This is a genomic window from Facilibium subflavum, assembly GCF_003574485.1.
GTDB lineage: Bacteria > Pseudomonadota > Gammaproteobacteria > Francisellales > Francisellaceae > Facilibium > Facilibium subflavum.
The window spans coordinates 1-26825 of sequence record NZ_QLIT01000243.1 but is presented as its reverse complement, the minus strand read 5'-3'; the positions used below and the strand labels follow the sequence as shown (position 1 = coordinate 26825).

Genomic DNA, 26825 nt, shown 5'->3' with positions numbered 1-26825 from the left:
AAGCATACGCCATTGACAACCCGTTCGTAACACATAGTAAACCCCTTCCACGAATAAACGCAAAGATTCCGTATTTTTGCAGTGTATCCTCTTTACCGTCATTAAAAATTCATAAATCTTTTCCCAAGCATTTTCATTTATGTGATAATGCATTTTGCAATCCTTTGTTGTTTTTCTCAAATATATTTAAAACCAAGGATTGCAACCTTGCAAATCATTTTTTAATTAAATCAACTTAATTTCACATCTTGTAGTTTTTTTGGTTCACAGAACCTAGGTGATTTGTCTCAAGCTAAATTTTAAACCCACCACTATAACAAGTAGTTTCCACATTTTTAATTTTTTCATTTTATAAGATTATCTATATAAGCCATTCATAAATTATTTTCTATTAGGTGGCTGCAAGGTGGTAAAGTCTGTTATATAGGGAGTCAAAACATAGCAAAAGGAGTTGGATATGATGCAGGGGGTTCTTGAAATTACTGATCAAGCAGAAGAGCATAAGCTTAATAATCAAACATGTGTAATCTATGTGATGTTCTATACCGTGAAAAATAAGAATCAGTATTCTGCTTGTCATAGCACAGTTTTGTGTTTTTCTAGCAACAGTTTGCGACAAATGAACAAATCACTAGAAAATGTAAATAAAATCAAAATATAAGAGGACATAATGAAAAAAGAATTAATTATTAAGGCATATGCCAAACAGCTTAATATCGTATTAAATACAATAAAGCCTTTGTTTTTAGAAGATAAGTCATCCATGACACAATTTGATCTAAACAATGATTTGACTGTGGCTGATGAAGGAGTATTGCAGCGTCTTTTTGATACGGTATTAAAAGGGTTTGAGCTTATTGCTAAAAAATATGAACTTACTGAAGATATAGGAAAATCTTTATACGTATACATTGAAAAACTTCAAAAGAATTATCATTTTCATATGAAAGACAATCAGGATATAGATGAAAATAAGATCCTAGAGGGACTAAAGCCACTTGCGCGCTTAGTGGGTGATATACACCAAGTAGGTGAGATAATTAAAATAACAACTACCTTAAATAATTTTCTAGATTATAATTTTTCTGATGGTCATGAGTTTATGCAAAAGCTTGTGGTGCATATGCTGCCAGAGCAATACCATAAAAAATTAGCAGATGTCATCAAACAAAATAATAATTTTACGATAATGCGTCAGTCACTTATCAATGAATTATCCTGTTGGCAGGAAAGCAACATAAAGGATAGCATTACTAGTTTGGTAATGTTTGCAGCAATTGCGCAATACTGTTTAAAAAAACTTGAAAAAGAAGATACAACGCTTAATATTTATGCGCGTGTTGGCAATAATAAAATTAATTTGCCCATCAATGAGATGCTGACAAAACAGCTAGATAGTATCGTTCAGCAAATTTCGGATAAACAACTGGCAGAAAAAATGGGTAAGAAAGGAAGTGATTCTGTAAATATTGATGATCTTGTTAACTATATTAACGTTGATAAGGATAAATCAACTAAGTCACAACCTAAAAAAAGTGTACAAGGAAAGAAAAAACCCAAAAAAGTAAGCAAAAATAATGTGGAAGGAAATTCAGGTGATGTTAAGCGTATCAGTGCTCTACAAGAAGTGGAAAATAATAAGGCTGATGAGAGTAAAAGCATAATTGGCAAACTGTTAGATACAAGCAAAAGTAAGACTTTTGTTAGTGTAAAGATGCAAACAGAAGTTTTGGAAAATAAAGGTCAGCTACAGTTTGAGCCATTTATGCTGGAGGCTTTTACACTATCAACGAATAAACCTGATTTAGTCATGCAATCGGCAATAAGCTTAGAACTAAAAAGCAAAATAAAACAATCACATAACCAATCAACACAGGCCGATACGTTGCCAGATTGTTTGCCAAAGTTGCCTTATTCTGCTTTTGATGTGATAGACAATCAGTCAGATTTTCAAAAAAAATCGTATCAAGCAAAAAGTTATCGCTCGCATACGGATCAACTTCCTTATTTAAGAGACCAAACGATTAAAAAAGCTGTTGGCGAAATACAAACAATTTTTTTATCAGCAATGAAAAATCAAAATTACCTACCAAAAGTATTTTTTTCGCCTGAGTTTCTTAATTTCACTGGTAGCTGCCTTGTGAATCAAAAATTTGGTGAGTTGATCGATGCATTTGAGAAAGAAGCAGCATTGTCACCAAATCAAGCGCCAAAAGAAGTGTGTGGCCAAGTGGCGAAGGTATTTTGTGAATATAAGATGTATTCATTTATAGATAAAGAAACACAGCATCAAAGTACTCGTATAAATACAAAAGAAAATGCTATTTAACAAGCCTTATAATACGATTTTGAAATAGGTTATTGGAAATCATTAGGATAAAAGGAGAAATATGATGGCAAGATTATTTTTATTTGATATTGATGAAACTTTACTTTGTGTTGAAGGAAGAAAGGATAGGTTACATAGGCAGGTCGTTTTGACCAATGCGGTCACAAATCCATATGGAGAGAAATATGGTCGATGCTATGTATTAAATAAAGAAGCCATGTTTACTATTTTCAGTGCGATTATAAAGAATAAAGATGAAATCGGGTTTATTACCTCTGGCGATATATCAAAACAGGAAATACAACAATTTTTCCGTGAAAACTATCACATAACATTGCCAGATAATTTTTTTCATCAAAATCAGGAATTTCAAAAAGGTCAGTGTATGGAGAAAATTTGTCAAAATAAGGCTTATCAACGAAGTGAGCTTGTTTTGATTGATAACAGTAACACATATATTCAGCAGGCAAAAAGCCTAGGATATAAAACAATATATGCAGATACAAATAGCACGGATATTAGTGGAAATTTATATTTAAGTACACTGTTAGCATTGATCAATGAAAAGCAAATAGAGAATAGTTCTATCTGTGCTTTAAATTTGTTAGCGGAGTATGATTTTTGTGAGAAGGTTACAAAGCAGTGCCCAAAAGAGAATAACGTAAAGCTTGCCAATACGGTTTTGATTCAAGGTAAGCTTCCAGATTTTGGTCAGGATGCAGATATTGATAATTTTATCAAATCTTGTATTCATCCTGGTTGTGAAAATAATGTGTTTTTTTATAAAAATGATAAATCCTTAGAAGGGGTGACAAGAAGGTTAAAAAAATTGAATGCACTTTCGTCTGAGGTGAAAATAAATATTATTGATGAAAAAGATATACACATGTTTGAAGCAATCAGTAAATCAGCAAATTACACACTTGACCTATTAAAGAAAGCGGATAACATTTCTATGCTTAAAACGACATTGTCAAATGATATGGATGGTTTTGAAATGCTTGAGAAATCAGCTGAGATATCTCAAGGGCCTCAAGTCAAGTTAACCTCAGGGTTTTCTTTTTGTGAGGCATATATAAAGGATAATAAAAAAGAAACTTACAATTATGATCTGGTTTAGAAGTTACTGTTACTGAAAACGCTTATGTAATAGGCTGCCTAGGATGATTGTAACAATCAGGCTGATGATGAAGAAAACGATACCAACCATCAAACTTGGCATAATAAAGTCACTAAACGCAGTCATAAGTAATAGACTTAAAATAGCACCTGGTGCAATAAGGCGCAAGGTGACATTAAAAACAGCAGAAAATTTAATGTTAGTCTGTTTATAAAGCTGGTAGGTAAGCTTTTGTGCATCGAATATCCAACCAAATAACAAAGTTTGCATATAAGCAATAAATAGAATAAGACATATTAGAAAGCTTGAGCTCAACCAGTTTTGCAGGTTGTAGGGTAAGATAAACTGGTAGATAAATACAATCACCAAAAGTGCAACATAGCCTGTAACACGCCATAGCGATCGTTTATTATCTTTTGTTATTTGAAACACACGACAAAGCAGTGTTGCCGCTAATATAAGACAAATAAATAGCGTAATAAAGTACAAGAGGCTTAACGCATAAGCCTGAGCAAGTGTTACTGGTTGATATAAGTGCGATAATGTTTGTGTGGTTAAGACTTTAAATATCAGGATGGTTAATAGGCTTAAGATGATATTACCTGTGATAAAAGTAAAACAGAATTTACGCAAGGAAAGCTTTGTTGGTAAATACTGTCCTGTTGTAAGATGTATGCCAACACCCACAAATGAAGATAGCAGTGCCAGAGTTATAGCATGATACCATAACATAATGTCATTGAATAAATAAAGCTTAATGTCAAAAAACGCCATGACAGCAGGGCTATCATCATGGCGAAAATTTATCATTAGATAAACAAATAATGCAATAAAAAGCCCAAGGCCAATCAGCGCTAAAATACGCTCTAAAGTAAAATTTTGCATTTTATGCAACACAAAAATAAGTATTAAGACAACAGTCGTAATAATAACCGATAATGGGCTTGAGAAATTATGGATAAAAAGCGGCAGTTTATCTGCTGATTTGGCAAAATGCCAGTAGCCTGTATAGATAGCGCTTTGTGTAATCATATGAAGGCTATTTATCACAACAACAAGCACAATAAGGGCGCCAAGCATAATGAGAAGACTTAACCAGTTAAAGCCGCCAGATCTTGTGATATAACGCATAGAGGGTCTTATCAACTTTTGACTTAACATGCCAAAAGCGCTTTCACTTATTACCATCGGTAAAGCGATAAAAAACAGGCAAATTGCATATGCGATGATAAAGGTAATGTTATAGTAGCTTTGTGAGAGTTTTGGGATTTGCCAGAATAAAATAGCTCCTAGGCTTGCTGCTATAATGACAAACGAATAATAGGCAGATTTGATATTTTTGGTTTGTGACATTTTAATATCCGCATTGTAAACACTTGCCTTATGATAACAAGTGTTTCAATTTTGTCATCAATGAAATTAAACAATTTCTGCATTGATTGTGCTATCAATATAACCACGTACTTCACTTACTTGATTTTTGTGATCGACAAATACAAGCTTAGGATTATGTGTTGCAAGCTCACTTTCTTCAAATTCAGCATATGAGGCAATAATGACAACATCATTTGGTGCAACATGTCTTGCTGCAGCTCCATTTAAACAAATCTCGCCATCACCGCCTAGGATAACATAGGTAGCAAATCGTGCGCCGTTGTTGCAGTTATAGATTTCAACGCGCTCAAAAGGCACAAGGTTTGCCGCCTGGCATAATTTTTTATCAATGCTAATAGAGCCATAATAATTTAAATTGGCTTGTGTAACATGCGCCATATGAATTTTTGATTTTAAAAGTGTTCTTTTCATGATGGGTTTCCTTTTCGTATTTATGGAATTTATATTATTTTTTAAGTTCGAGGTTATCGATTAAACGCACACCATCTATCAATACTGCAGCAAAACGGCGATTACAGTGCGCTTCTAAATAATCAATTTCAATGTCTTGCTGTTCAAACATTGCCTTGATTGCCTCTAATGGTTGATTTTGATGGAACATTTGCGCAAATAGACGTGCTTTTTCTCTTGCTGTTTTTGATAATCGTATATTGCGTGAGCTAAAGGCAAGCCCATCTTCTTCACGTATAATAGGGCAGCCAATAATCTTGGTAGATATGAAAAATGCCTTGACCATTTGCTTTATCAAATGTAATTGTTGGTAATCTTTTTCGCCGAAATAAGCACGATGTGCTTGTGCAAGTTGTAAAAGCTTCATAACAACAGTCAATACACCATCAAAATGTCCTGGGCGAGATTTACCGCATAATATCTGACTAAAGCTGTTCTCTGTAATTTTATATCGATAATCATCCGGGTACATTTCATCAAAACAAGGTGCAAATAAAAAATCAACGTCTGCTGCTTCCAAAAGTGCAATATCCTGATCCCATGTTTTAGGGTATTTTGCAAGGTCATCCTGATTATTAAACTGAGTGGGGTTGATAAAAATACTTACCAGTGTGAAATCGTTTTGTTTTTTACTTTGCTCAATAAGACTTAAATGGCCTTTATGAAGTGCACCCATTGTCATGACAACCCCTAAGGTTTTATCAAAAGGCAAGTTTTGTCTGGTTTTTTGCCATAAGCTGATATTTGTGATGACCTTCATGCAGAAACGACCTCTTTTGGGGTTTTTGATTGCTTATGGTTGGAAATATCTAGTGTGTAACTTTCTTGGTTGGTTGGATAAGTGCCAGATTGTACGGCCTGATGGTATTGATTAAACGCTGCTTGAATACAAGAAAACCCATCAAGGAAGTGCCTGACAAACTTAGGCTTCATGTGTTGTGTCATACCAAGCATGTCTTGTAATACTAACACCTGCCCGTCAACAAAAGCGCCTGCACCGATGCCAATGACCACAATATCAAGCAATTCGGCAATTTCTTTGGCAAGCTGATCTGGTACACATTCTAATACAATACTAAAACAACCAAGGTGTTGCAGATCAAGGGCCTGCTGTTTAATCTTCTGTGCTTGATCAAAAGTTTTTCCTTGAACTTTATAGCCTAAACTGTGAACAGATTGAGGCGTCAGACCCAAGTGTCCCATCACCGGGATGCCAGATTGTGTTAAATGGCTAATCACTTCTTGATGGCCATCAATGCCTTCTATTTTTATTGCATTGGCACCGGCTTTAATCAACTTATCAGCACATTGTACAGCGTGTGATATGCCTTGCCTGTGTGATAAAAAAGGCATATCGGCAATAATGAATTTATCAGGTGCGCCAAAGGCAACAGCTTTGGTCATCATCGACATCATTTCAACGTTTGCGTGTGTTGTATCAGGATGTCCTAAAAGTGTCATCACACCACTATCACCAACCAGCAAAAGATCAACATCGCTTTGATTAGCAATACAGGCAAAGCTATAATCATAGCAGGTGAGCATTGATATTTTTTGTTGATTCTGTTTATATTTTATCAATTGATCAGGGGTGAGTTTTTGCTTCTTGCTGATTACACTCATTTGTCTTTTCCTCTTGTTGTTTTTTTAAAATCTGGTATGTGTTGACAAAACTTTGATAAATCCCTTTAAAAGGGTCTTGCGCCAAAGATTGCAGATTGCTATTAATCGTTTGTTGATCATTACGGACCAAAGGCCCGGTTAATGCCGTATCAGGATTGTGCTGAATGTTTTTCATCGTCTGATTAGCAAATGCGATAAGTCCTGTCTTTGGTGCATCAAAACGTTGTTCAAGTTCTTTGAAAAATTTTTGCCACAAAATTGTCGTGAAGTTATTTGCCATTACACAAAGGCTATGATAATAAGCCTTCTGTGTACTTTGAATTGTAATAAATTGGTTTTTTAACGCAGGGAAAATCAAGGTAAATAAAGGTGCATCATTATCCTGTACAAAAAGCATTTTTTCATAATGTGCCTTATTGTACAGCGTATTGTCAAAGGTCATTAAAGGATGAAAGCCAAAGGCAAGCTTGGTGTATAAAGCACCTGAGAAGTGAATACAGGGTTTATCTCTTAATTGGGGATATTGCAGCAAGAAAGGTTCTATACATTGATCGGGGATGGCAAGTAAAATAATATCAGCATTTTTAAAAGCATCTTGCGGTTGGCTTTGATCACTTCTACGCCAGATCAGATGATTAATATCTAAGAGGGAAAAGTAGTGCGCAATATGCTTGCCCACACGTCCTTGGCCAACAATACCATAACACGGGTTTGCTGGAGGTGTAAAATCAGATACCTGTCTCATGGATCAAGTTCCTTAAATTCGTTTTATCTTAATGTTTCTTTTTGTATGGTCAACAAGTGTGGATGTTTGCAATATGTTTTATAAACATCATAGACTTTGCTGCTAGGGGAACTATAAAAGAATCAAAACTAAAAAACAAATAAAAATAAGCAATTATTCGTATTAAAAAGGGCAGGTCACATCTGGTTGTGGGTAATTTGTTTTTAAGGCTTGTGTGAACCAGTCTTTAAACTGTTGTTGATGGCTTTGGTGAAATTGATTAAATGCTTTAATGAGTTGCTTTCCTTTTTTTGTCTTGTTCGCCATTGCTATTTTATAAGTGGGGGTGTCTGTTATGCCACTGAGATGAATTCCTTTATTGCTTAACAGGGTATCAGGCTGCATAGTACGATATTGAATTTCAATACTATCGGTAAACATGGCATAGGGTTTTTCTGGGTATTTATTTAAGCAGGCAAAAACTTGCAAATTTTGCGGTAAGATTTTAATACGTGCATTTTTGATATGTGTATTGGCAAAGACTTCATTTGTGCCACCTTCATTTTCAAGAATAGTAACATTTTTTTGATCAATATCTTTTAAGCTTTTGAAATTTTGCTCATTTTTTTTAGAAAAAATAGCAGCCTTTGTATTTGGCAGAATATTATTAGATAAAATAAAGTCTTTAGCACGTGCTGGTGTTTTGGTGATTCCACCCATGGCGATATCGCACCTGTGCTTTAAGTCTTGATTAAGGTGTGGCCAGGTTGTGTGGATAAAGGTAATAGGGCGCTTAAGGCTTTGAGCGAAAGCTGTCATAACATTAATCGCAAAGCCTTCATAGGTATGTGTTTTTGCATTGTAAAAAGTTAATGGTGGATAGTCACCTGTTGTGCACACCCGCAAAGGTCGCTGTGATGATTGCGCTATAACAAGCTGGGCTGTAATAAGCCCAGTCGCAATGAACAGTGTTTTATATAAGATTTTCATTGAGTTTTATATTAATTAATAAAAGGTATCAATTAATATGAGAAAAAACAAACTGCTTGTCAAGCAGGTGCATAGTTAAGGTTGTTGTTCAGGCTGTTTTTGCGTCTGATCTCAACTTGCTGGCTTGGAATAATAATCGCAATAATAAGCCCAATGACGGCTACGGCAACAAGTAATAAACATAACCCTGCAGTAGGTGATAACCACCCCATGACAACGGTTGCTAACATTGGTGCAAACCCTGATAGTGAAGCGCCAAAACCAAAGCCTATTGAGCATCCAGTAGCACGGACTCTTGGTGGAAATATCTCAGTGTAATAAGGCGTTGAAACCCCTTGAATCATTGCGGTAAGTACCGCCATTGCAATAACCATTGTGCTAACAATAGCGATATTTTGTAACTGCATAAACATAACCATTGGGATGGCTGCAACAAGCAAGATAGCATAGCCTGCAATGTGAGTGCGTTTTCTGCCCCAAATGTCAGATAGATAGCCAAATAAAGGCATGACAATACACATTGCCGCAACACTTATGGTATTAATTGCCAATGCCGTGACAAGACTTAATCCAAGTTCAGTTTCCATATAGGCTACCATATAAGTAATGTCTAAGTAGTAAAGTACCATTGCCGTTGTAGATAAAATAACGATTAAAGTTAAACGCCAAGGGTAATATTTTAATAGCTGGCGTACAGGTTCAACTTTGAAATTATTCTCGGTCTCTTCGGCTTTTTCATCTTCTCTGAAAAATAATTGTAATAACAATAAGAAAAAACCTAAGGCAAAAGGTACGCGCCAGGCATAATATTGCCATGAGTCTGGCAGCAGATTCAATGTTAAATAGCTGATCCCAGAGGCCAATAAGAATCCAACAACAGCAGTTGAATAAGCCACGGCCAGGTTAAATCCTGTATATCTTTGTTTTTCATCTTCAGCAGTAAGTGTCATAAGATTACCAAACTGACCGCCGGCTGAAAGACCTTGGAACACACGTACTAAAACAAGCAAAACAGGCGCCCAAATGCCAATTAAGTGGTAATCAGGCAGAAAAGCCATGACAATTGTGGGAATAGCCATAAAAATAATCGCTAAATTCATTGCATAGTGGCGACCAAAGCGATCGCCTAAGCGACCAAAAATAACAGAGCCAATGGGGCGTGCAACAAAACCTGCGGCAAAGGCACCAAAAGTTGCAATCAAGGCAACCCAAGCATCTGTTTGAGGAAAAAATTGTGCTGCAATAATGGTGGCAAAATAGCCATAAAGTGAGAAATCATACCATTCGATAATATTACCAAATGAGTTTTTTAAGGTACGAGTAATTCGTTCAATCATATTGTGTTTTTAAGTACTCCATTTTGTTTGATGACGCTTTTTATCCTAACGGACTGAAAGTGAATGTCAAATGGGTCTAATAATGAAAAAGGGTTTGGGTGGCAGCAAAAAGCCTATTAGCCCAGTCTTTTACAAGGGTATAAAAAAGATGTTAAAAATAATAAAAAGTCAATAAAAACAGTTATTTATTGTTCGTGAAATTTCGTTTTATGGTTACTGGCTTCCTGCAATATGGCAGTTATCAATCAATAACGAACCGGTTTGGATTCTTGTGTTTTTATCAATATTATCATTACTGATTGCCTGGATATTTTTAAACATATCTGCCAAATTGCCAGAAACGGTAAAATTATCTACAGGGTATTGAATTTGGCCATTTTTAACATAATAACCCATTGCTCCTTGGGAGTAATCACCAGTAGTTATATCAAGCCCTTGCCCCATTGTTTCATGAATAATAACACCATGATCCATTGTCTGGATTAGCTGTGCTTCAGGCATCATGTTTCTGCTTTGAATCACAATATTACTAACGCCACCGGCATTACCAGTTGTTTCAGATTGAAGCTGTCTTGCGCTATAACTGTTAAGTAGATAACGTTGTAACATACCATCAATCACAATGGGATTTCTTGCCTTGTTAACACCTTCATCATCATAGGGCTGGCTGCCCATTCCATCTTTAAGGTTTGGGTCTTCAATTAAAGAGATATTCTCTTTGGTAACCATTTGGTGAAGCTTATTATATAAATAAGTGTTTTTATGATACTGTTTTCCACCTTTAAGCGCTGTTAAAAAGCCATTGATGAGGGTTTTGGCTGTTGTTGGTGAGAAAATAACGGGCATAGATTGACTTTGAATGCTTTGAGGATCTCGTCTGGATAGGGTGCGATCTATTGCTAATTGTGCAATGGCTTTTGGTGTGGGTAGTGATTGAATATCATAATGGGTAAAATAAGCATCGTCACGTTGCATACCATGTTTGTCTTCTACAATAAGCTCAATACTGATACTATTGCGTGACTCTGGGTAAACATCAAGAAAACCATGGCTGTTGGCAAAGCCATATAAAATTTCAAAACAGCTGATTTCAACACCGTCTGAGCAGATTTCTTTAGAATAATCAAGCGCGTGCTGCTCACAGGTTTTTGCCATATCAATTACTTCTTCGATGCGAAAATGCTTCCAGGGTCGATATAAATACGCGAGTGCTTTTGGCGTGCAAAGCTTGTCTTTATCAATAATGCCAGAAAATGGATCAGCCTCAGTAAATTTGGCGATTGTTTTGGCATGTTCAATTGTTGTGTGCAGGCCGTTGTGACTTAAATCAGATGTTTCTGCATAACCTGTTTTTCCTTGATGATAAACTTGAATGCTTAGGCTTTGTGAGGCATTAAACTCAAGGTTCTCAGTTTGTTGCTTGCGTATGTCAATGACATGGCCTTGGTCAAAGCTGCAATGGATTTCAAATGCATCAACCTGGGCTTTCTTAGCGATTTCACAGGCAGTTTGTAGCACATTTTTTATATGTGCTATATGGTGGATAATTGACATAGGTATGTATTATTTTTTATTGCAATTTGCCTTATTATGAAGGAAAACGGTATATATCGTAAATGACAAAATAAAAGAAGTTACATATTTATGATGGGTATATTGCAAATTGAAAAATACACCTTTAGAAATCTGACTTTATTTTGTGCTTTTTTATCTGATGTGATATGATGTTCGCAGACTAAGTAAACATTGTAATAAGATAGATATTTAAGTAAAGAAAGATGGCAAAGTTAGAAGTATTAAAATATCCACATCCTTTTTTAAAGAAAAAAGCAGACCCAATTGTACCAAGCGCAATTGATGACGCGCTAAGACAAACAATACAAGATATGTTTGAGACAATGTATGCTGAAAAAGGTGGTGGGCTTGCTGCTACACAGGTTGGTTTGAATATGCGCCTTTTTATTATGGATGCATCTGAGAACAAAGATCAAAAAATTGTGGCGATTAATCCCGAGATCCTTGAGTGCAAAGGAGAGATTGATGATGAAGAAGGGTGTTTATCTTTTCCTGGTGTTTCAGCCAAAGTCAAGCGTGCCCAATGGGTAAAGATGCGTGCCTTGAATGAATTTGGTGAAGAGTATGAGCTTGAAACAGATGGCTACCTTGGTCGTTGTATTCAGCATGAGCTTGATCACTTAAATGGCATTACCTATTTTGACCATTTATCGCCATTAAAGCGTAAAATGATCGAAAAAAAATATAACAAGCTGATGCAGGCACATGAGGAATCTTGATTTAGATAAAAATGTGCAAGGCTATTGATAAGCAGTTGCCATTGAAATAATAATTTAGTCAGTCGATAAAATAATTCCACCACCAAGACAAACTTCACCATCATAAAATACTACTGATTGTCCAGGAGTGATAGCGCGCTGCATTTGATCAAAAATAACATGTGCCTGATTTTGTTGATCAATGGTTACAACACAGTTTTGATCTGCTTGGCGATAGCGCGTTTTCGCTTTGCAGTGGAAGGTTTCTCCTGGTGAAGACCCTTTAACCCAATGCAATTTGCCTGCTGTGAGCGACTTTTTCATCAAAAGCGGGTGATTATGACCTTGTACGGCAATGAGAATATTATTTTGAATATCTTTTTCAGCAACAAACCAAGGCGTCTCTGGACGATTTTTCACCCCGCCAATTTTAAGCCCTTGGCGTTGTCCTAATGTGTAATACATTAAGCCATCGTGCTGTCCGATAACCACACCATTTTCATCCTGAATTTCTCCAGGTTGTGCGGGTAGATATTGGTTTAAAAAGTCTTTAAATTTACGCTCACCAATAAAGCAAATCCCTGTACTGTCTTTTTTATTATGGGTGATAAGCTTATATTGTGCAGCTAACTCTCGTACTTTTGGTTTTTCTAACTCACCGATAGGAAAAAGTGTATAGTTCAGCTGCTCTTGACCTAGTGTATATAAAAAATAAGATTGATCTTTATTATGATCAAGGCCCTTTAATAACTGATGTTCACCGCTTGCAAGCGTTCTTTTTCTGGTATAGTGTCCTGTGGCGATATAATCTCCGCCAAGTAGTTGTGCATAGTCTAAAAATGCTTTGAATTTGATTTCCTTGTTGCAGAGTACGTCAGGGTTAGGTGTACGGCCAGCTTTATATTCCTGTAAAAAGTATTCAAACACATGATCCCAGTATTCAGCAGCAAAGTTGATTTTTTTAAAATCAATACCAATGGTTTCACAGATAGCTTGTGCATCTTTGATATCTTCACTTGCTGCACAAAACTGATCATTATCATCTTCTTCCCAGTTTTTCATAAAAACACCGGTAACTTCATAACCATTTTGTTTAAGTAAAAGTGCAGATACTGAAGAGTCAACACCGCCGGATACGCCGACAATGACTTTTGTTGTCATGATATATTTTAAAAGGTTGCTTAAATTTGCAACTATTTTGAATGGATTTTTTTAAATTTGCAAATGTTTAATGACATTATAACCGTTCTACGATTTCAGCCTGGCGTTTGCAAAATTCATCATACTTATGCCATAAGTTTTTACATTTATCCCAGAAACTTTTCTTTTTTACTTCCTTTGAGGCTGTCATGAGCATACTCCTGTGTTTGTTTGTGTGTTTTATACTAAATATGCATGATTAATAGGCTTAAAAAACTTATAATGCATAAGGTGCTTAGCCAATAATAAGTAGATTTTTTAGTGGCTGCCTTTGCGGTAACCTCATGCCTTTTTGCATACAGCGATTGTTGCTTTATGGCTTCATATTGTTTTTGTGTGATACGGCTCATCGGGCATCTCCTTTTTTTTGCAAACTAATGGTTGATATGTTAATTCTATGTCATATGCTGCGCTAATTTAATGGATAAAAAATGATGATATTGTGGTCAAATTCGGTATTTTAACCAGTTAAAAGCGCAGCTTATAAGAGGATGTCTTACAATAGCTTAGGAAATAAGCGTAAGACTATTGTGATAAAGCTTTTGTGCTAGATATGTTTTTGGCAAGGAAAGTTTAGCATGTAAGCACATGAAAGTTTGTAAAATAGAAAGTGGTGTGTTTATTTTATTCTTTTTCTTTGGTAATGGCATATCAGGCGCATCGCTTTCAAGGACAAGCCAGTCAATATGAAACTGGGATATGTCTTTGGCAATTTTGCTATGAGGGTAATGTAAAAGCGTGCCAATACCAAGTTTAAAGCCAAGGTGAGCATAGCTTTTGGCCGTGTTTATATTCCCATTAAAAGCATGAATAATACCACCTTGAGTAAATTTTATGGATTTTAAAATTTGTATTATCTCGTTGTGACTTTTAACCGAATGAATAATAACAGGTTTTTTATACTGCTCTGCTAACTCAAGCTGTGCCTGGAAGAAACTTTGTTGTTTGGGGAAGTCTGCAATGCGTTTATCCAGTCCAATTTCACCGACAATCTTGATAGAATGCGTATCAAGCCAGTCAGCTAATAAGTCAAGGTGATTTTTGTCGTGTTGTTCAATAAATACAGGATGTAGCCCTAAAGCTGGGGTAATATTTGAATGCTTTTGGGTTATTTCAATAACTTTTTGCCAGCGATCAAATGAGGTTGCCGGATTGATAAAGTGCGTAATATCGTTGTTTTGACAATCCTGCAACAAGGATAATCGAGTTTGATCAAATATGTCAAAATCCAGATGACAATGTGTATCAATAAACATATGATTGCTCTTAATGACTAATAATTGGCATTGTAGCAAGTTTTTCTCTTTTTTTAATTTTTGATAATCGTTAAAATAGACAACCATTAGTATTGCGTAAGGTTAAAAAATGTCTCAGCGACAAGATTTATTATTTGAATTAGGTACAGAAGAGTTACCCCCAAAAGCATTAAAAAATTTAACACAATCCTTATTAAAGCAGGTTTGTAATTTATTGGATGATGCAGGTATTTATTATGGTCAGACACAAACTTTTGCATCTCCCAGACGAATTGGTTTTTTACTTAAAGATGTTGATGTATTGCAAAAAGATAAACTTATTGACAGAGAAGGCCCTTTTCTTGAAAAAGCCTATGATGATAAAGGTCAGCCAACAAAAGCAGCTTTAGGCTTTGCGCGCTCATGTAATGTTGATTTTAACGAGTTAAAAACCATCGACAGTAAAAAGGGCAAGCGGCTTTTTTATCAAGTCACTGAACAAGGACAGGCTACTGAGGCTTTAGTGCCTGAAATGATTCAAAAGGCATTAAAAAAACTGCCTATTCCAAAAACCATGCGCTGGGGGGATGTTGATTTTGATTTTGTGCGCCCTGTGCACTGGGCGTTGTTATTGTTTGGGAATAAAGTGATTGATGCTGAGTTTTTTGGATGTAAAACAAGTAATATTACGTATGGTCATCGGTTTCACCACCCACAATCAATTAAGATCGATTCCTGTGGTGAATATGAGGCATCTTTAAGAGATCAAGGCAAGGTCATGGTTGACTGGGATACCAGAAAAAGTGAAATGCTAAATCAGGCAAAACAAGTGGCACAGCAAAACAAAGTAGAGGTGATTATTGAATCTGATTTAGCCGAAGAGGTCACGGCAATTATTGAATGGCCACATGCATTATGTTGCAGTTTTGATGCACATTTCTTGCGTGTACCGCAAGAAGCATTGATTTCAGCAATGCAGGAACACCAAAAATGTTTTCCCATGGTGGATGAAAAAGGTAAGCTTGTTAATAAATTTATTACCATTAGTAATATTGACAGCAAAAAACCAGAAACGGTTGTCAAAGGTAATAATAAAGTGATGGCGGCAAGGCTTGCTGATGCGGCATTTTTTTATGATACTGATGTAAAAAAACCTTTGGAAGATTATTTATTAAAACTTAAATCTGTTACATTTCAAAAGCAACTTGGTTCTTTATATGATCGTGCCTTACGGATTGCAATGCTTGCTAAAGAAATTGCAAAGAAAATAGATGCTAATCAAGAATATGCTTACGAGGCAGGCTTACTTGCCAAAGCAGATTTGGCTACCGATATGGTCTTTGAGTTTACAGATCTTCAAGGGATTATCGGGAAATATTATGCCAAAGCACAAGGTAAACCTGAGATCGTCTGTCAAGCCATCGAGCAGCAGTATTGGCCAAAGCAATCAGGTGGTGTGTTGCCAGAAACTAATATTGCTCAATCCGTAAGTCTGGCAGAAAAGCTGGATACATTGGTTGGTATTTTTGGTATTGGGCAAAAACCAACAGGCGAGAAGGACCCTTTTGCTTTGCGTCGTGCAGCAATTAGCGTGCTGCGTATTTTAAAGGAAAAACATTTGGCAATTTCTTTAGATTGGCTTATCGATGTTGCCTGTGATGCTTATGATGATAAGCTGATATATGAAGTGAAAAAACCATTATTACAATTTTTTATTGATCGGTTAAAAGTGATTTACAAAGAAAGTGATGTCAACCCTGCTATTTTTGAATCTGTTTTGGCTGTCAGCCATGAAAATGTTGTCGATTTTGATTTACGCATTCAGGCAGTACTTGCTTTTTTAAACTCTCCGGTTGCAGAGGATTTAAGCCAAAGCAATAAAAGGGTATCTAACATTTTAACGAAAAACCAGGCGGATGCTAAAGTTTTAACCGTAGATGTAGATCTATTTCAACAAGACGAAGAGTTAGCATTATTTCATGATTTGGAAAAGGTCAATAAAACCTGTCAGCAAATGCTTAAACAGCAGGCTTATACAGAAGTACTAGAAAAGTTAACAAAGCTTGATAAACCAATTAATGCCTTTTTTGATCATGTTATGGTGATGACTGAAGATGAGAAAATACGGAATAATCGTCTGGCATTATTACAAAAACTGCATACAACATTTAAGCAGGTCGCTGATATTGCTAAATTATCATAGTCTACATCACAATGAACAAATAAGGAGATAAGATGATTAAGTCAAAGGCTGCAATTGCCTGGCAGGCAGGGAAACCACTGAGTATTGAAACGGTGACGGTAACACCACCAAAAGACAATGAAGTCTTGGTTAAAATTGCAGCAACTGGCATTTGCCATACGGATGCCTATACACTATCTGGTGCTGATCCTGAAGGGATTTTTCCTGCTATCTTAGGCCATGAGGGTGCTGGTGTTGTCGAAGAGGTTGGTAAGGCTGTGACGTCTGTGAAGCCAGGTGATCATGTAATTCCACTTTACACACCTGAATGTGGGCAATGTAAGTTTTGCCTATCGGGTAAAACCAATCTTTGCCAGGCGATTCGCAGCACACAAGGTAAAGGATTAATGCCTGATGGCACAACAAGGTTTTCAATTGATGGCAAGCCAATTTATCATTATATGGGCACTTCAACTTTCTCCGAGTACACTGTTTTGCCTGAGATTGCTTTGGCAAAAGTAAATAAAGCCGCACCATTAGAGAAGATCTGTTTACTTGGTTGTGGAATCACAACCGGTATTGGTGCTGTGTTAAACACCGCAAAAGTGGAACCTGGTTCAACTGTCGCAGTTTTTGGCTTAGGCGGTATTGGGCTTTCTGTTATTCAAGGCGCGGTGTTAGCGCGTGCCAGTCGTATTATTGCCATTGATATCAATGAAAATAAATTTGAAATGGCGAGACTTTTAGGGGCGACAGAGTGCTTAAATCCTAATGATTATGATATTCCCTTTCATCAAGTGATTATCGATTTAACTGATGGTGGTGTTGATTATTCATTTGAATGTATTGGTAATACAGCAACGATGCGCCAGGCTTTAGAGTGTTGTCATAAAGGTTGGGGTGAGTCTGTGATTATTGGTGTAGCAGGCAGTGGTCAAGAGATTTCAACAAGACCTTTTCAGTTGGTGACAGGTCGAGTTTGGAAGGGAAGTGCGTTTGGTGGTGTTAAGGGGCGCACTGAATTACCGCGCTATGTCGATGATTATCTGGCTGGCAAAATCAAAGTCGATGAGATGGTCACACAAACCTTACCTTTAAAGGATATTAATAAGGCTTTTGACGCGATGCATCAAGGGCAGGTGATTCGCTCGGTTGTTGTCTATTAGTCACGCATAAAATCAGCTTTTTGGGCTTTTGTCATTATTCAATGCCAAAATCTAATGCTTAAGGCGCCAAAAAATGATATAAATAGTGGCGTTTATCAAGTATGAAGAAGAAAGGTTTAATGCAACATAAGCTAGCACATGGTGTGATTGTAATTTTTGGTGCTTCAGGTGATTTAACTGCGCGCAAATTAATGCCGGCGATATTCAGCTTATACAACCAGGGGATTTTAAGTGATAGAAATTTAATCTTAGGTGTGGCACGTTCTGAATTTAATGATCAAAGCTTCCGTGAGAAAATGCAACAGGCGTTGTTAAATGAATATCCAGATCATGCAAAGGCCATTGATGTTTTTATGGAGCAGATTTACTATCAGCCAATTAATATTTATGCTAAGGCGGGCTATCAAGAATTAAAAACACGTTTGCAAGGCTTACAAAGCCAGCATGATTTACCAAATAATCTATTATTTTATTTATCAACACCACCAAGTCTTTATTATGAAATCCCTAAACATTTAGCTGAGCTTGGGTTAAATGATGAAAGCGATGGCTATAAGCGAGTGATTATTGAAAAGCCCTTTGGTACAGATGAGCAAAGTGCAAAGGAGCTAAACCGACATTTATCGCACTGCTATGATGAATCACAGCTATTTCGAATAGACCATTATCTGGGCAAAGAAACCGTGCAGAACCTTCTGGTTTTTCGCTTTGCTAATGCTATTTTTGAGCCACTTTGGAATGCTGCACACATTGAAAATGTGCAGATTTATGCCAACGAAACGATTGGGGTTGGGTCTCGTGCTGGTTATTATGACCAAAGCGGTGCAATTTGTGATATGATCCAAAATCATTTGCTGCAGCTTTTGGGCATTGTTGCGATGGAGGCACCTGCTAAAATGGATGCTTATTCGATTCGTAATGAAACCTTAAAAGTATTCCAATCGATCCGTCGCTTTAAATCTGAAGCAGATATTCGGGAGAATGTGGTCATTGGGCAATATGAGGCGGGTTGTGTTGATGGTAAGCTTAAAGGGGCTTACCGGGAAGAAAAAGATGTTCAAAAAAACTCGGTGACAGAAACCTATGCAGCGATTCGCTTTTTTATTGATAATTGGCGCTGGCATGATGTACCATTTTATGTGCGCACAGGAAAACGTTTAAAACAAAGAGTCACCGAAGTTGTTATTAATTTCAAATCAACGCCGCATCCATTTTTTTCACAGGTGCAGAAAATAAGCAAGTTTAAAAATCAATTGGTGATTCGCATCCAGCCAGATGAAGGAATTAAATTAAGCTTTGCGGCTAAAGAGCCTGGGGCTGGTTTTAAAGCACATGAAGTTGATATGGGGTTTTATTACTCAGATTTTGCGCAAACACAAATGCCAGCTGCCTACGAGCGGCTTATTTTAGATGCTTTACAGGGTGATAATACGCTGTTTTCACGTAATGATGCAGTGGAGGCATGCTGGAATATTATTGACCCAATTATTGCATTTCTTAAAGAAAACGCTGCAAGCATGCTTAAGTTTTATCCAAGTGGTAGTAATGGTCCAATTCAGGCTGATCATATGCTTGAAGAGCGTCAGCATGTCTGGCGTAATCCAACGGCAAACTTCAAAAGACAACAAAAGGGTTAACAATGCATTGTATTGTATATGACGATAAGCAACAAATTGCTGATGTAATCACAGAAAAATTAATCACTTTATCCTATGCTAAAAAACCAATCGTTCATATTGCCTTATCAGGTGGTAGTACGCCAAAAGATTTTTTTAAGCACTTAAAACAGGCTGATGCGCTATTTGATATCAACTGGTCAAAGTTTCATTTTTGGTGGGTTGATGAGCGTTGTGTTTCGATTGAAGATGAACAAAGCAATTTTGGTGAAGCCAAGCGTATTTTATTTGATCATATTGGTATTGACTCTGATCAATTACATCCAATGGATGGTGCAAGCCAAGCTGAGCAAAGTGCTTTATCTTACGTGCAGATAATAAAAAAGCATCTACCGATAAAAAATCAGATTCCTTGTTTTGATTTGATTTTACTGGGAATAGGGGATGATGGCCATACAGCATCACTTTTTCCTAACGGTGTTTCGCTTTCTTCGAATAAATGGGTAGAAGTCGCTGAACACCCGCAAACCAATCAGTTACGATTAACGCTGACATTACAGGTATTAAACAATGCCGATGAGGTTGCTTTTGTGGTGACTGGTGAAAACAAGGCTAAGATGGTGAAAAAGATCATACAGGGAGATAAAACGCCTATTGATTATCCTGCTAAATTTGTAAAACCCTTGGCGGGGAAATTAACATGGCATTTAGATCGTGAAGCAGCCGCTGAAATAAGGTAAGGATTATGCAGTTACAAAATACAAAGTTAGCAGATATTATTACCCAGAAAAAACCCTCACATATGCGTGAATTATTTGCAAGTGATCCATCGCGATTCTCACGCTATACGCTTCAGACTGGATCGTTGACGCTAGATTACTCTAAGAATAAAATCGATGATGAAATATTGCGTTTATTGCTTGATATTGCCAAAGAAGCTGAAGTTGAAAAGCATCGTGATGCAATGTTTGCTGGACAGAAGATCAATACCAGCGAGCATCGCGCAGTTTTACATACGGCATTGCGTGATTTCTCAAACAAATCAATCATCGTAGATGATATTGACATTAAACCAGAAATCAACAAAGAACGCCAACGTGTTAAACAACTGGTTGAGTCAGTGCACAAAGGGCATTGGCGTGGTTTTTCTGGGAAAGTGATTCATGATGTGGTTAATATTGGTATCGGCGGGTCAGACCTTGGGCCTAAAATGGTTACCAAGGCGCTTTCTCCCTATCATCTTAATAAGACAAAGGTACACTTTGTCTCTAATGTTGATGGTGATGCCATTTCAAATGTTTTAGCACAAGTAAATCCTGAACATACTTTATTTATTGTTGCCTCAAAATCTTTTAGCACTCAAGAGACATTAATGAATGCGAATACTGCTAGAGCGTGGCTTGTTGATTTCTATAAGGATGAAAAAGCGGTTGCGAATCATTTTGTCGCCGTCTCTACTGCTTTAAAGAAAGTGAAAGCTTTTGGTATTGATTTAGATAATTGTTTTACCATGTGGGATTGGGTAGGCGGGCGCTATTCGCTTTGGTCTGCGATTGGTATGCCGATTGCTTTTGCAATTGGGTTTGATCAGTATTTTGAATTGCTAAAGGGTGCGCAATTAATGGATCAGCATTTTAAAAGCACGCCATTAAATCAAAATATGCCCGTAATCCTGGCCTTGCTTGGTGTTTTGTATAGTAATTTTTATCACACGCAATCTCAAGCAATTCTTGCCTACGATGACAGGCTTTGCTATTTAGTGGATTATCTGCAGCAGGCTGATATGGAAAGTAATGGTAAGACGGTGTTAAAAAATGGTGTAAGCTCAAATCAGCAAACTGGTGTTGTACTTTGGGGTGGTGTTGGAACAAATGGTCAACATGCTTTTCATCAGCTTTTACATCAAGGAACTGTTATGGTGCCTGCTGATTTTATTATTGCCAAACAACCGCATCATCATCTTGTCGAACACCATCAGGCTTTATTAGCGAATTGTTTTGCGCAGTCACAAGCCTTAATGCAAGGAAAAACGCGTGAAAAGGCTGAAGCTGAACTTCAGCAAAAAGGCTATAGCCAAGATGAAATCAAAGCCTTAGCCCCACAAAAAGTGATTCCAGGTGATAAACCAAGCAATACCATATTACTGGATCGCTTAACGCCTCAAGCATTAGGGCAACTAATTGCTTTGTATGAACATAAAATCTTTGTTCAAGGTATTATCTGGGATATTAACAGTTTTGATCAATGGGGTGTTGAGCTTGGTAAGGAATTAGGTGAACCTATTCTACAAAGTATTCAGGGAAAAGGTAATCATAGTGAAAGTTACGATTGCTCAACTTTGGGTTTAATTGACATGGTAAAATAGTCTTTAAACGAGCTTTAAAGTTTATTTAGCAGTGACTCGCATGCCTGGTCGTAAGGAGCATCAAATGACACTTCTTTTTGTGTTTTTGGGTCAAGAAAACGTAAGCTTTTAGCGTGAAGGAACAAGCGCTTAAAGCCAAGTTGATGTAAGGCTTTATCTTTTTGTGGATCACCGTATTTTTGATCGCAGACAATTGGGTGACTAAGACTTGTTAAATGTACGCGAATCTGATGTGTTCGTCCTGTTTTTGGGAAGGCCTCAATCAATGTATACTGATCAAAGTGATTGAGCGGTTTAATATAGGTTATTGCCTGTTTTCCTTCATTTTGATCAACCCGCACGATACGTTCGCCATGTGGCAGTAGATGGCGCTTTAAAGGTAAATCAATTTTGCCTTTTTTAGGATGGCAGACACCATGAACTAAGGCGTGATAGATTTTTGTAACTTCACGATTTTTTAAAATTTCATGGAAATACGTTAAAATACTGTATTTTTTAGCAATTAATAGACAGCCTGAGGTTTCTTTATCCAAGCGATGTGCAAGTTCAAGTTTTTTACTTTGTGGTCTTAATTGCTGTAGGCGTTCAATCAGACCAGATTGGATACCAGAACCGCCATGAACAGCAATACCTGAAGGTTTGTTGATTACCATATAATCATCGTTTTCAAATAAGATTAACGATTCAAGAAAAGATAGGTGGTCTTGCGTGACTTGGATGTTTTGCTGCTTTTCTTCTAAATGAAAAGGCGGGATGCGAATGAAATCACCAGCTGCAACGCGATAGGTCTGTTTGATCCGTTTTTTATTGACACGTAGCTGGCCTTTACGAATCCAGCGATAAATTAGCGCTTTTGGCAGTCCAGTAAATTGTGAAAGGAGAAAGTTATCGATGCGTTGACCTGTACGATCTGGATCAACGGTAATATATTGTACAGCACTCATTCAAAGTTGGGATTGGTAAGTTTGCTATAGTGTATACTATCCCTATGCTATTTTATAGCAGTTATTTAATGATCGATTTAATAAGACATAAGGTATCATCATTATTTTACAAAAGCTTTTTCATCTGCCATTTCCAGTCATACTCATCGTTTTGATTTTTTACCAAAACTGTCTATACTTTATTCACATTAGTTTTGTTGCTTCTTAAAAAATATACAAAACGCGCATTCGTATAAACGCCTTTCTATTCATGCTTATCCAGGTTAAGCATAATAGTTTATGATTCTTTAAACGATGCGCATGACTTTTAATTGCACTGCAGCATAATGTTAAATTGATAGATTATCTGATTATATTCCCAACAAAACTGAGCTTAAGGCATGGTTGAGAGAACATCAAGAGGCTTTTCTTATGCAAGCAGGTAATACGGGTATATCAGAAGTCATTCAGGCAGATAAACGGCTAAAGCAAATCAGAAAATATAAAAGACGATGGATTCTAATTGCTGTTTTTCTGCCTATTATTATTTTTCTATTGCTGATAATCAGTAAAGTCTCCCTACCCATAGATGCAAATGTGCTTGGGTTTGTTATTGCTATTATTTTGGTCATCGTTATTCCTGTGGTTGCTGCTACAAGTGCTATTAGTGTGATGATCGTCTATATTATGCTGCACTTTTTTTATAAAAAAGAAATAGGCAAGCTAGAAACCACCATTAAACAAAACCCAGAGGCATACAGACAGTTACAATCAATAAAAGCAGAACAATCAATGCGTTTAAAGGCAGCCAGGCGTAAGTTAAAGGTGCGTCATATTATTTATTGGCTTCTTGTTGTTGTATTTGTAATTGCATTGATTGTAAGCCTTATTTTTTACTATCAAGCTCGGCAAAAGGAAGAAATTAGACAAGTAGCAGAGCATGTTACGTTTCTTCTCAAGCAAAAATACCATAAAGATTTTATTGTTAAAGATGGAAAATATGAACATCAAGTAAAAAGCTATCAGTTTATTGGGTATCCTGTTGAGCAACCTGAGTTGAAATTTGCTGTAATTAGCAGTGGTGTTAAGAGCACCAGTATAATTTCAACTTATTTACAAAATCGTATTAGCTTTGAGGCCTCTCAGATGGTTATCCCTTTTCTTCAGGAAATTACGTCAGACTACGTTATAGCAGGGATAGGTATAAGCCCATCTGTCGAAGTGAATATTGCTATACGTGAGGTAGCCAGGTATGACTTACACGATAATAATTTAAATATGTCACAGTGGATAAATAACCATCCTGGTGTTTTAGGGTTTCACCTAAGAGCTGATTTTAACCTTGCATTAACATCACAAAATATACAGAAAATTGTCAAAGCAACTTATAAACTAATCCAATTTCTAAAACGTAATAAATTTAAACAAATCTTCATTGGATTTGGCTTTTATAATCTGCCAGAAGGTGAAAATATTCGTATATTAACAGCACACTTGAAATCACGGTTTACAATTGAATACCGCAAGTACAAAGAAGGAAGCCTGGTAATTAACTCAAGAAATCCCTTGGAAACGCCCACGAGTTATATGAACGACAAAGTCACAGAACCCCTTTTTAATAATGACCTGGAAGGGATTACTTCAGTTCATGATGTTTTACAGTTTATTTTTTTATTTAACAAAGAAACGCAAACGTATCTATCGTTTACGCAAAGCAGTCAGTATCAACTTTATAAGAGGGAAGGAAAATGAGAAACACAACAACTTCTAAAGATGCTTCGGTGTTAAGTGAAATTGTATATTTTGAAACGCTGCTTGATGATGCCGTTAATAAAAAACATCAAACGTTGAGAGATATATTTTTTGATCCCAATGGACAAATTCGTCCAGAAGTCGAACCAAGCTTTGCCAAAAAACTAACTCGACATTCAAAACGTTATATCCCAATATTAGAAAAATATCGGCTGTTAGAAACGAGTAGTTATGTTTTAACAGCAACAGAACGACTTAGCGGGTTTTATGGTATTGCGGTAGAAGCAGTTAATCAGCCTGGGAAAATAGAATTTGCAATTAGCGGTACGCAAACAAGCTCATTTATAAATGCTGCAGCAGACCTGTATACTGATATTGGTATGGTATTTAGAAATATCCCTAATCAGTTTGATACGGGCAAGGTATTCATTGACCATATCTTAAATGCATCTGCAGATAAAGAGGTTGGATATAACCTTAAACTGTTTGACCTTACAGGGCATTCTTTGGGAGGAACACTAGCACAGTTACTTGGAATATACTATTATGAAACGGGAAAAGTCTCTAAAGTCTTCAGCTATAATGCTTTAGGTGTAAGGCAGCTATTAAATATTCCAGACATGCCTAAGAATCCAGATTTTGCTCTTGTTGCTTATCATCTACATCAAAAGCGTAAAGAAATTTATATTAAATTTGACAGCATACCGGAGGAAGATCGAAAACAACTTATTGCAAGCCATATACATTCCCAAGATCCAGTTTCTAGCTTCCACGACCAGATTGGTACTGTAATTGACATAGCTTATGATGGTGGAATGCCATCACTGAAGTATCATGGTATTGGTTTGTATACTTATTTTGATTTTGACCAAGATGGCAGCCTCGTCCCAGGTAAGCTTAATTTAGAGACGACATCACAGCTTTATAATGCATTAAAGCAAAAGCTCATCTCAGTAAACAAGCAACTTAATACCATTGAAAACGTTTCTCTGGAAAACGCTTATGTTATACCGCCAGGGGTGATTGTGCGTGACGAGATCAAAGCATTAATTGAAGTGCGAAATGAAGTCATTGAGCAAATAGCAGATTTTAAAGAGATCTTTTCGACAATGGATAACTATAACGAGACAGCCTTTGCCCAGGATGAAGATATCGAGTCAATGACTGAAGAAGCTACAGAAGCACAGGATGAAGATGCAGTAGAAGATTCGGCTGATCTTGATGCCAAAACCACTGAAGTTGTCGATAGCGACAACCAGTCAGAAAGCCTGGATACTGAGTCAAGTATTGAGGCGCTAAGCGATGCTGAGCCAGTTAATACAACAACGATTGCTGATGAAATAAAGGATGAAAAAACAGCCAACCAGGAAGATAGTAAAGCGCTCGATAACACGACAGAGGCAATCTCTCAAGATACAATACAAAACACAGAAAACGCAGAAAACTCAGAAAACGCAGAAAACTCAGAAAACGCACAGGATCATATTGAATCTGAGCACATAGATCAGGCATCAGATGATACTATAGAATCAGCCCTAAACCTGTTGGCTGCCAGTATTAAAAAGGCATTATGGGGTGAGGATATTATAGCAAAACTCAGCGGCTTTTCGCTTGCAGATGCGGTGTTTGAAACCTTTATTGCCGCAAATCAGCAACGCTTTGGTGATCCACTTGTTTTAGATTTAGATAACAACGGCATTAATACCATAAGCGTTAATAAGCAAGTAATGTTTGATCACAACACCGATGGCATCAAATATGCCACAGGCTGGGTTGGCGCAAAAGATGGACTTCTTGTCCAGGATCTCAACCAAAATGGCCTGATTGATCATGGTGGTGAGTTATTTGGCGAGCATTATATCAAAAGTGATGGCAGCAAAGCGCGCGATGGTTTTGATGCACTAGCTGATCTTGATAGCAATGGTGATGGGGTCATCTCTGTGGCCGATAATGCATTTAATAATCTTTATGTCTGGCAGGATAAAAACAGTGATGCAATTACACAACAAGGCGAGCTTTATCATATCAGTCAAACAGGGATTACTCAGATTTCACTTACAACCAGTAATGAAAACAGACAAAGCGATGGCGGTGTGATTGTGAAATCAAGCACCTATCAAACAAATGATGGTAATGAAGCGGCAA

At 36.8% G+C, this 26825-nt stretch carries 24 protein-coding genes; 11 read left to right on the top strand and 13 right to left on the bottom strand.

Annotated elements, in window-relative coordinates:
• On the bottom strand, positions 1–153 hold a 153-nt coding region (locus DNK84_RS12375), incomplete at its 3' end, for a transposase (protein WP_162902360.1).
• A gap of 304 nt (positions 154–457) precedes the next feature.
• On the opposite strand from DNK84_RS12375, the gene DNK84_RS12370 reads away from it, so the two are divergent.
• From DNK84_RS12370 to DNK84_RS12360, 3 genes are all read left to right on the top strand, one after another.
• Positions 458–661, top strand: a complete 204-nt coding sequence (locus tag DNK84_RS12370) for a hypothetical protein (RefSeq protein WP_119344796.1) — start codon at positions 458–460, stop codon at positions 659–661.
• Positions 662–670: 9 nt separating this feature from the next.
• A complete protein-coding gene (locus tag DNK84_RS12365) occupies positions 671–2329 on the top strand; it encodes a hypothetical protein (RefSeq protein WP_119344795.1) in 1659 nt (552 codons plus the stop codon).
• A 64-nt stretch (positions 2330–2393) separates the two neighbouring features.
• Positions 2394–3449 carry a hypothetical protein gene (locus DNK84_RS12360; RefSeq protein WP_119344794.1) on the top strand — a complete coding sequence of 352 codons (1056 nt, stop codon included), beginning with the start codon at positions 2394–2396 and terminating at the stop codon, positions 3447–3449.
• 9 nt (positions 3450–3458) lie between these two features.
• Here the strand turns inward: DNK84_RS12360 and DNK84_RS12355 are convergent, their stop codons facing one another.
• The 8 genes from DNK84_RS12355 to DNK84_RS12320 form a co-directional block, all read right to left on the bottom strand.
• Positions 3459–4802 (bottom strand): hypothetical protein, encoded by a 1344-nt coding sequence (locus tag DNK84_RS12355; RefSeq protein WP_119344793.1) that lies wholly within the window; start codon positions 4800–4802, stop codon positions 3459–3461.
• Between the two features lie 66 nt (positions 4803–4868).
• Positions 4869–5255 carry an aspartate 1-decarboxylase gene (panD, locus tag DNK84_RS12350; protein ID WP_119344792.1) on the bottom strand — a complete coding sequence of 129 codons (387 nt, stop codon included), beginning with the start codon at positions 5253–5255 and terminating at the stop codon, positions 4869–4871.
• 34 nt (positions 5256–5289) lie between these two features.
• A complete protein-coding gene (gene panC, locus DNK84_RS12345) occupies positions 5290–6054 on the bottom strand; it encodes a pantoate--beta-alanine ligase (protein WP_119344791.1) in 765 nt (254 codons plus the stop codon).
• Positions 6051–6917: a 3-methyl-2-oxobutanoate hydroxymethyltransferase gene (gene panB, locus DNK84_RS12340; protein ID WP_119344790.1), complete on the bottom strand. Its 867-nt coding sequence runs from the start codon at positions 6915–6917 to the stop codon at positions 6051–6053. Before panB ends, panC begins: the two co-directional genes overlap by 4 nt.
• Positions 6880–7662 carry a Rossmann-like and DUF2520 domain-containing protein gene (locus DNK84_RS12335; protein WP_119344789.1) on the bottom strand — a complete coding sequence of 261 codons (783 nt, stop codon included), beginning with the start codon at positions 7660–7662 and terminating at the stop codon, positions 6880–6882. Before DNK84_RS12335 ends, panB begins: the two co-directional genes overlap by 38 nt.
• A 162-nt stretch (positions 7663–7824) precedes the next feature.
• The gene (locus DNK84_RS12330) at positions 7825–8631 is read right to left on the bottom strand and encodes a transporter substrate-binding domain-containing protein (RefSeq protein WP_119344788.1); all 807 of its coding nucleotides are present in this window, start codon (positions 8629–8631) and stop codon (positions 7825–7827) included.
• 59 nt (positions 8632–8690) lie between these two features.
• Positions 8691–9968, bottom strand: a complete 1278-nt coding sequence (locus DNK84_RS12325) for an MFS transporter (RefSeq protein ID WP_119344787.1) — start codon at positions 9966–9968, stop codon at positions 8691–8693.
• Between the two features lie 213 nt (positions 9969–10181).
• Positions 10182–11522, bottom strand: coding sequence for a TldD/PmbA family protein (locus DNK84_RS12320; protein ID WP_119344786.1), 1341 nt, complete (start codon positions 11520–11522; stop codon positions 10182–10184).
• A gap of 224 nt (positions 11523–11746) precedes the next feature.
• Here DNK84_RS12320 and def point away from each other — a divergent pair, with 224 nt between their 5' ends.
• Positions 11747–12262: a peptide deformylase gene (gene def, locus DNK84_RS12315; RefSeq protein ID WP_119344785.1), complete on the top strand. Its 516-nt coding sequence runs from the start codon at positions 11747–11749 to the stop codon at positions 12260–12262.
• A 54-nt stretch (positions 12263–12316) separates the two neighbouring features.
• On the opposite strand, the gene mnmA is transcribed toward def, so the two are convergent.
• The 3 genes from mnmA to DNK84_RS12305 all read right to left on the bottom strand — a co-directional run bounded on the left by mnmA (position 12317) and on the right by DNK84_RS12305 (position 14697).
• The gene (gene mnmA / locus DNK84_RS12310) at positions 12317–13438 is read right to left on the bottom strand and encodes a tRNA 2-thiouridine(34) synthase MnmA (RefSeq protein WP_268876907.1); all 1122 of its coding nucleotides are present in this window, start codon (positions 13436–13438) and stop codon (positions 12317–12319) included.
• Between the two features lie 188 nt (positions 13439–13626).
• Positions 13627–13791, bottom strand: coding sequence for a hypothetical protein (locus tag DNK84_RS14465; protein ID WP_162902445.1), 165 nt, complete (start codon positions 13789–13791; stop codon positions 13627–13629).
• 156 nt (positions 13792–13947) lie between these two features.
• Positions 13948–14697 (bottom strand): TatD family hydrolase, encoded by a 750-nt coding sequence (locus DNK84_RS12305; RefSeq protein WP_162902444.1) that lies wholly within the window; start codon positions 14695–14697, stop codon positions 13948–13950.
• Between the two features lie 109 nt (positions 14698–14806).
• On the opposite strand from DNK84_RS12305, the gene glyS reads away from it, so the two are divergent.
• The 5 genes from glyS (at position 14807) to pgi (ending at position 22005) form a co-directional block, all read left to right on the top strand.
• Positions 14807–16879 (top strand): glycine--tRNA ligase subunit beta, encoded by a 2073-nt coding sequence (gene glyS / locus DNK84_RS12300; protein WP_119344782.1) that lies wholly within the window; start codon positions 14807–14809, stop codon positions 16877–16879.
• A 32-nt stretch (positions 16880–16911) separates the two neighbouring features.
• On the top strand, positions 16912–18024 hold the full coding sequence (locus DNK84_RS12295; protein ID WP_208123327.1) for an S-(hydroxymethyl)glutathione dehydrogenase/class III alcohol dehydrogenase: 1113 nt from the start codon (positions 16912–16914) through the stop codon (positions 18022–18024).
• Positions 18025–18125: 101 nt separating this feature from the next.
• Positions 18126–19661 (top strand): glucose-6-phosphate dehydrogenase, encoded by a 1536-nt coding sequence (gene zwf, locus DNK84_RS12290; RefSeq protein WP_235826903.1) that lies wholly within the window; start codon positions 18126–18128, stop codon positions 19659–19661.
• A gap of 2 nt (positions 19662–19663) precedes the next feature.
• Complete coding sequence (pgl, locus tag DNK84_RS12285) at positions 19664–20380, top strand: 6-phosphogluconolactonase (RefSeq protein WP_119344781.1); 717 nt, start codon at positions 19664–19666, stop codon at positions 20378–20380.
• 5 nt (positions 20381–20385) lie between these two features.
• Positions 20386–22005 (top strand): glucose-6-phosphate isomerase, encoded by a 1620-nt coding sequence (pgi, locus tag DNK84_RS12280; RefSeq protein WP_119344780.1) that lies wholly within the window; start codon positions 20386–20388, stop codon positions 22003–22005.
• A gap of 14 nt (positions 22006–22019) precedes the next feature.
• Here the strand turns inward: pgi and DNK84_RS12275 are convergent, their stop codons facing one another.
• Positions 22020–22949 carry an RluA family pseudouridine synthase gene (locus DNK84_RS12275; protein ID WP_119344779.1) on the bottom strand — a complete coding sequence of 310 codons (930 nt, stop codon included), beginning with the start codon at positions 22947–22949 and terminating at the stop codon, positions 22020–22022.
• 411 nt (positions 22950–23360) lie between these two features.
• On the opposite strand from DNK84_RS12275, the gene DNK84_RS12270 reads away from it, so the two are divergent.
• Both DNK84_RS12270 and DNK84_RS12265 read left to right on the top strand, forming a co-directional pair.
• A complete protein-coding gene (locus DNK84_RS12270; RefSeq protein ID WP_119344778.1) occupies positions 23361–24680 on the top strand; it encodes a hypothetical protein in 1320 nt (439 codons plus the stop codon).
• Positions 24677–26825 (top strand): alpha/beta hydrolase family protein (locus DNK84_RS12265; RefSeq protein WP_119344777.1); only part of this gene is annotated, 2149 nt, incomplete at its 3' end. The genes DNK84_RS12270 and DNK84_RS12265, both read left to right, overlap by 4 nt.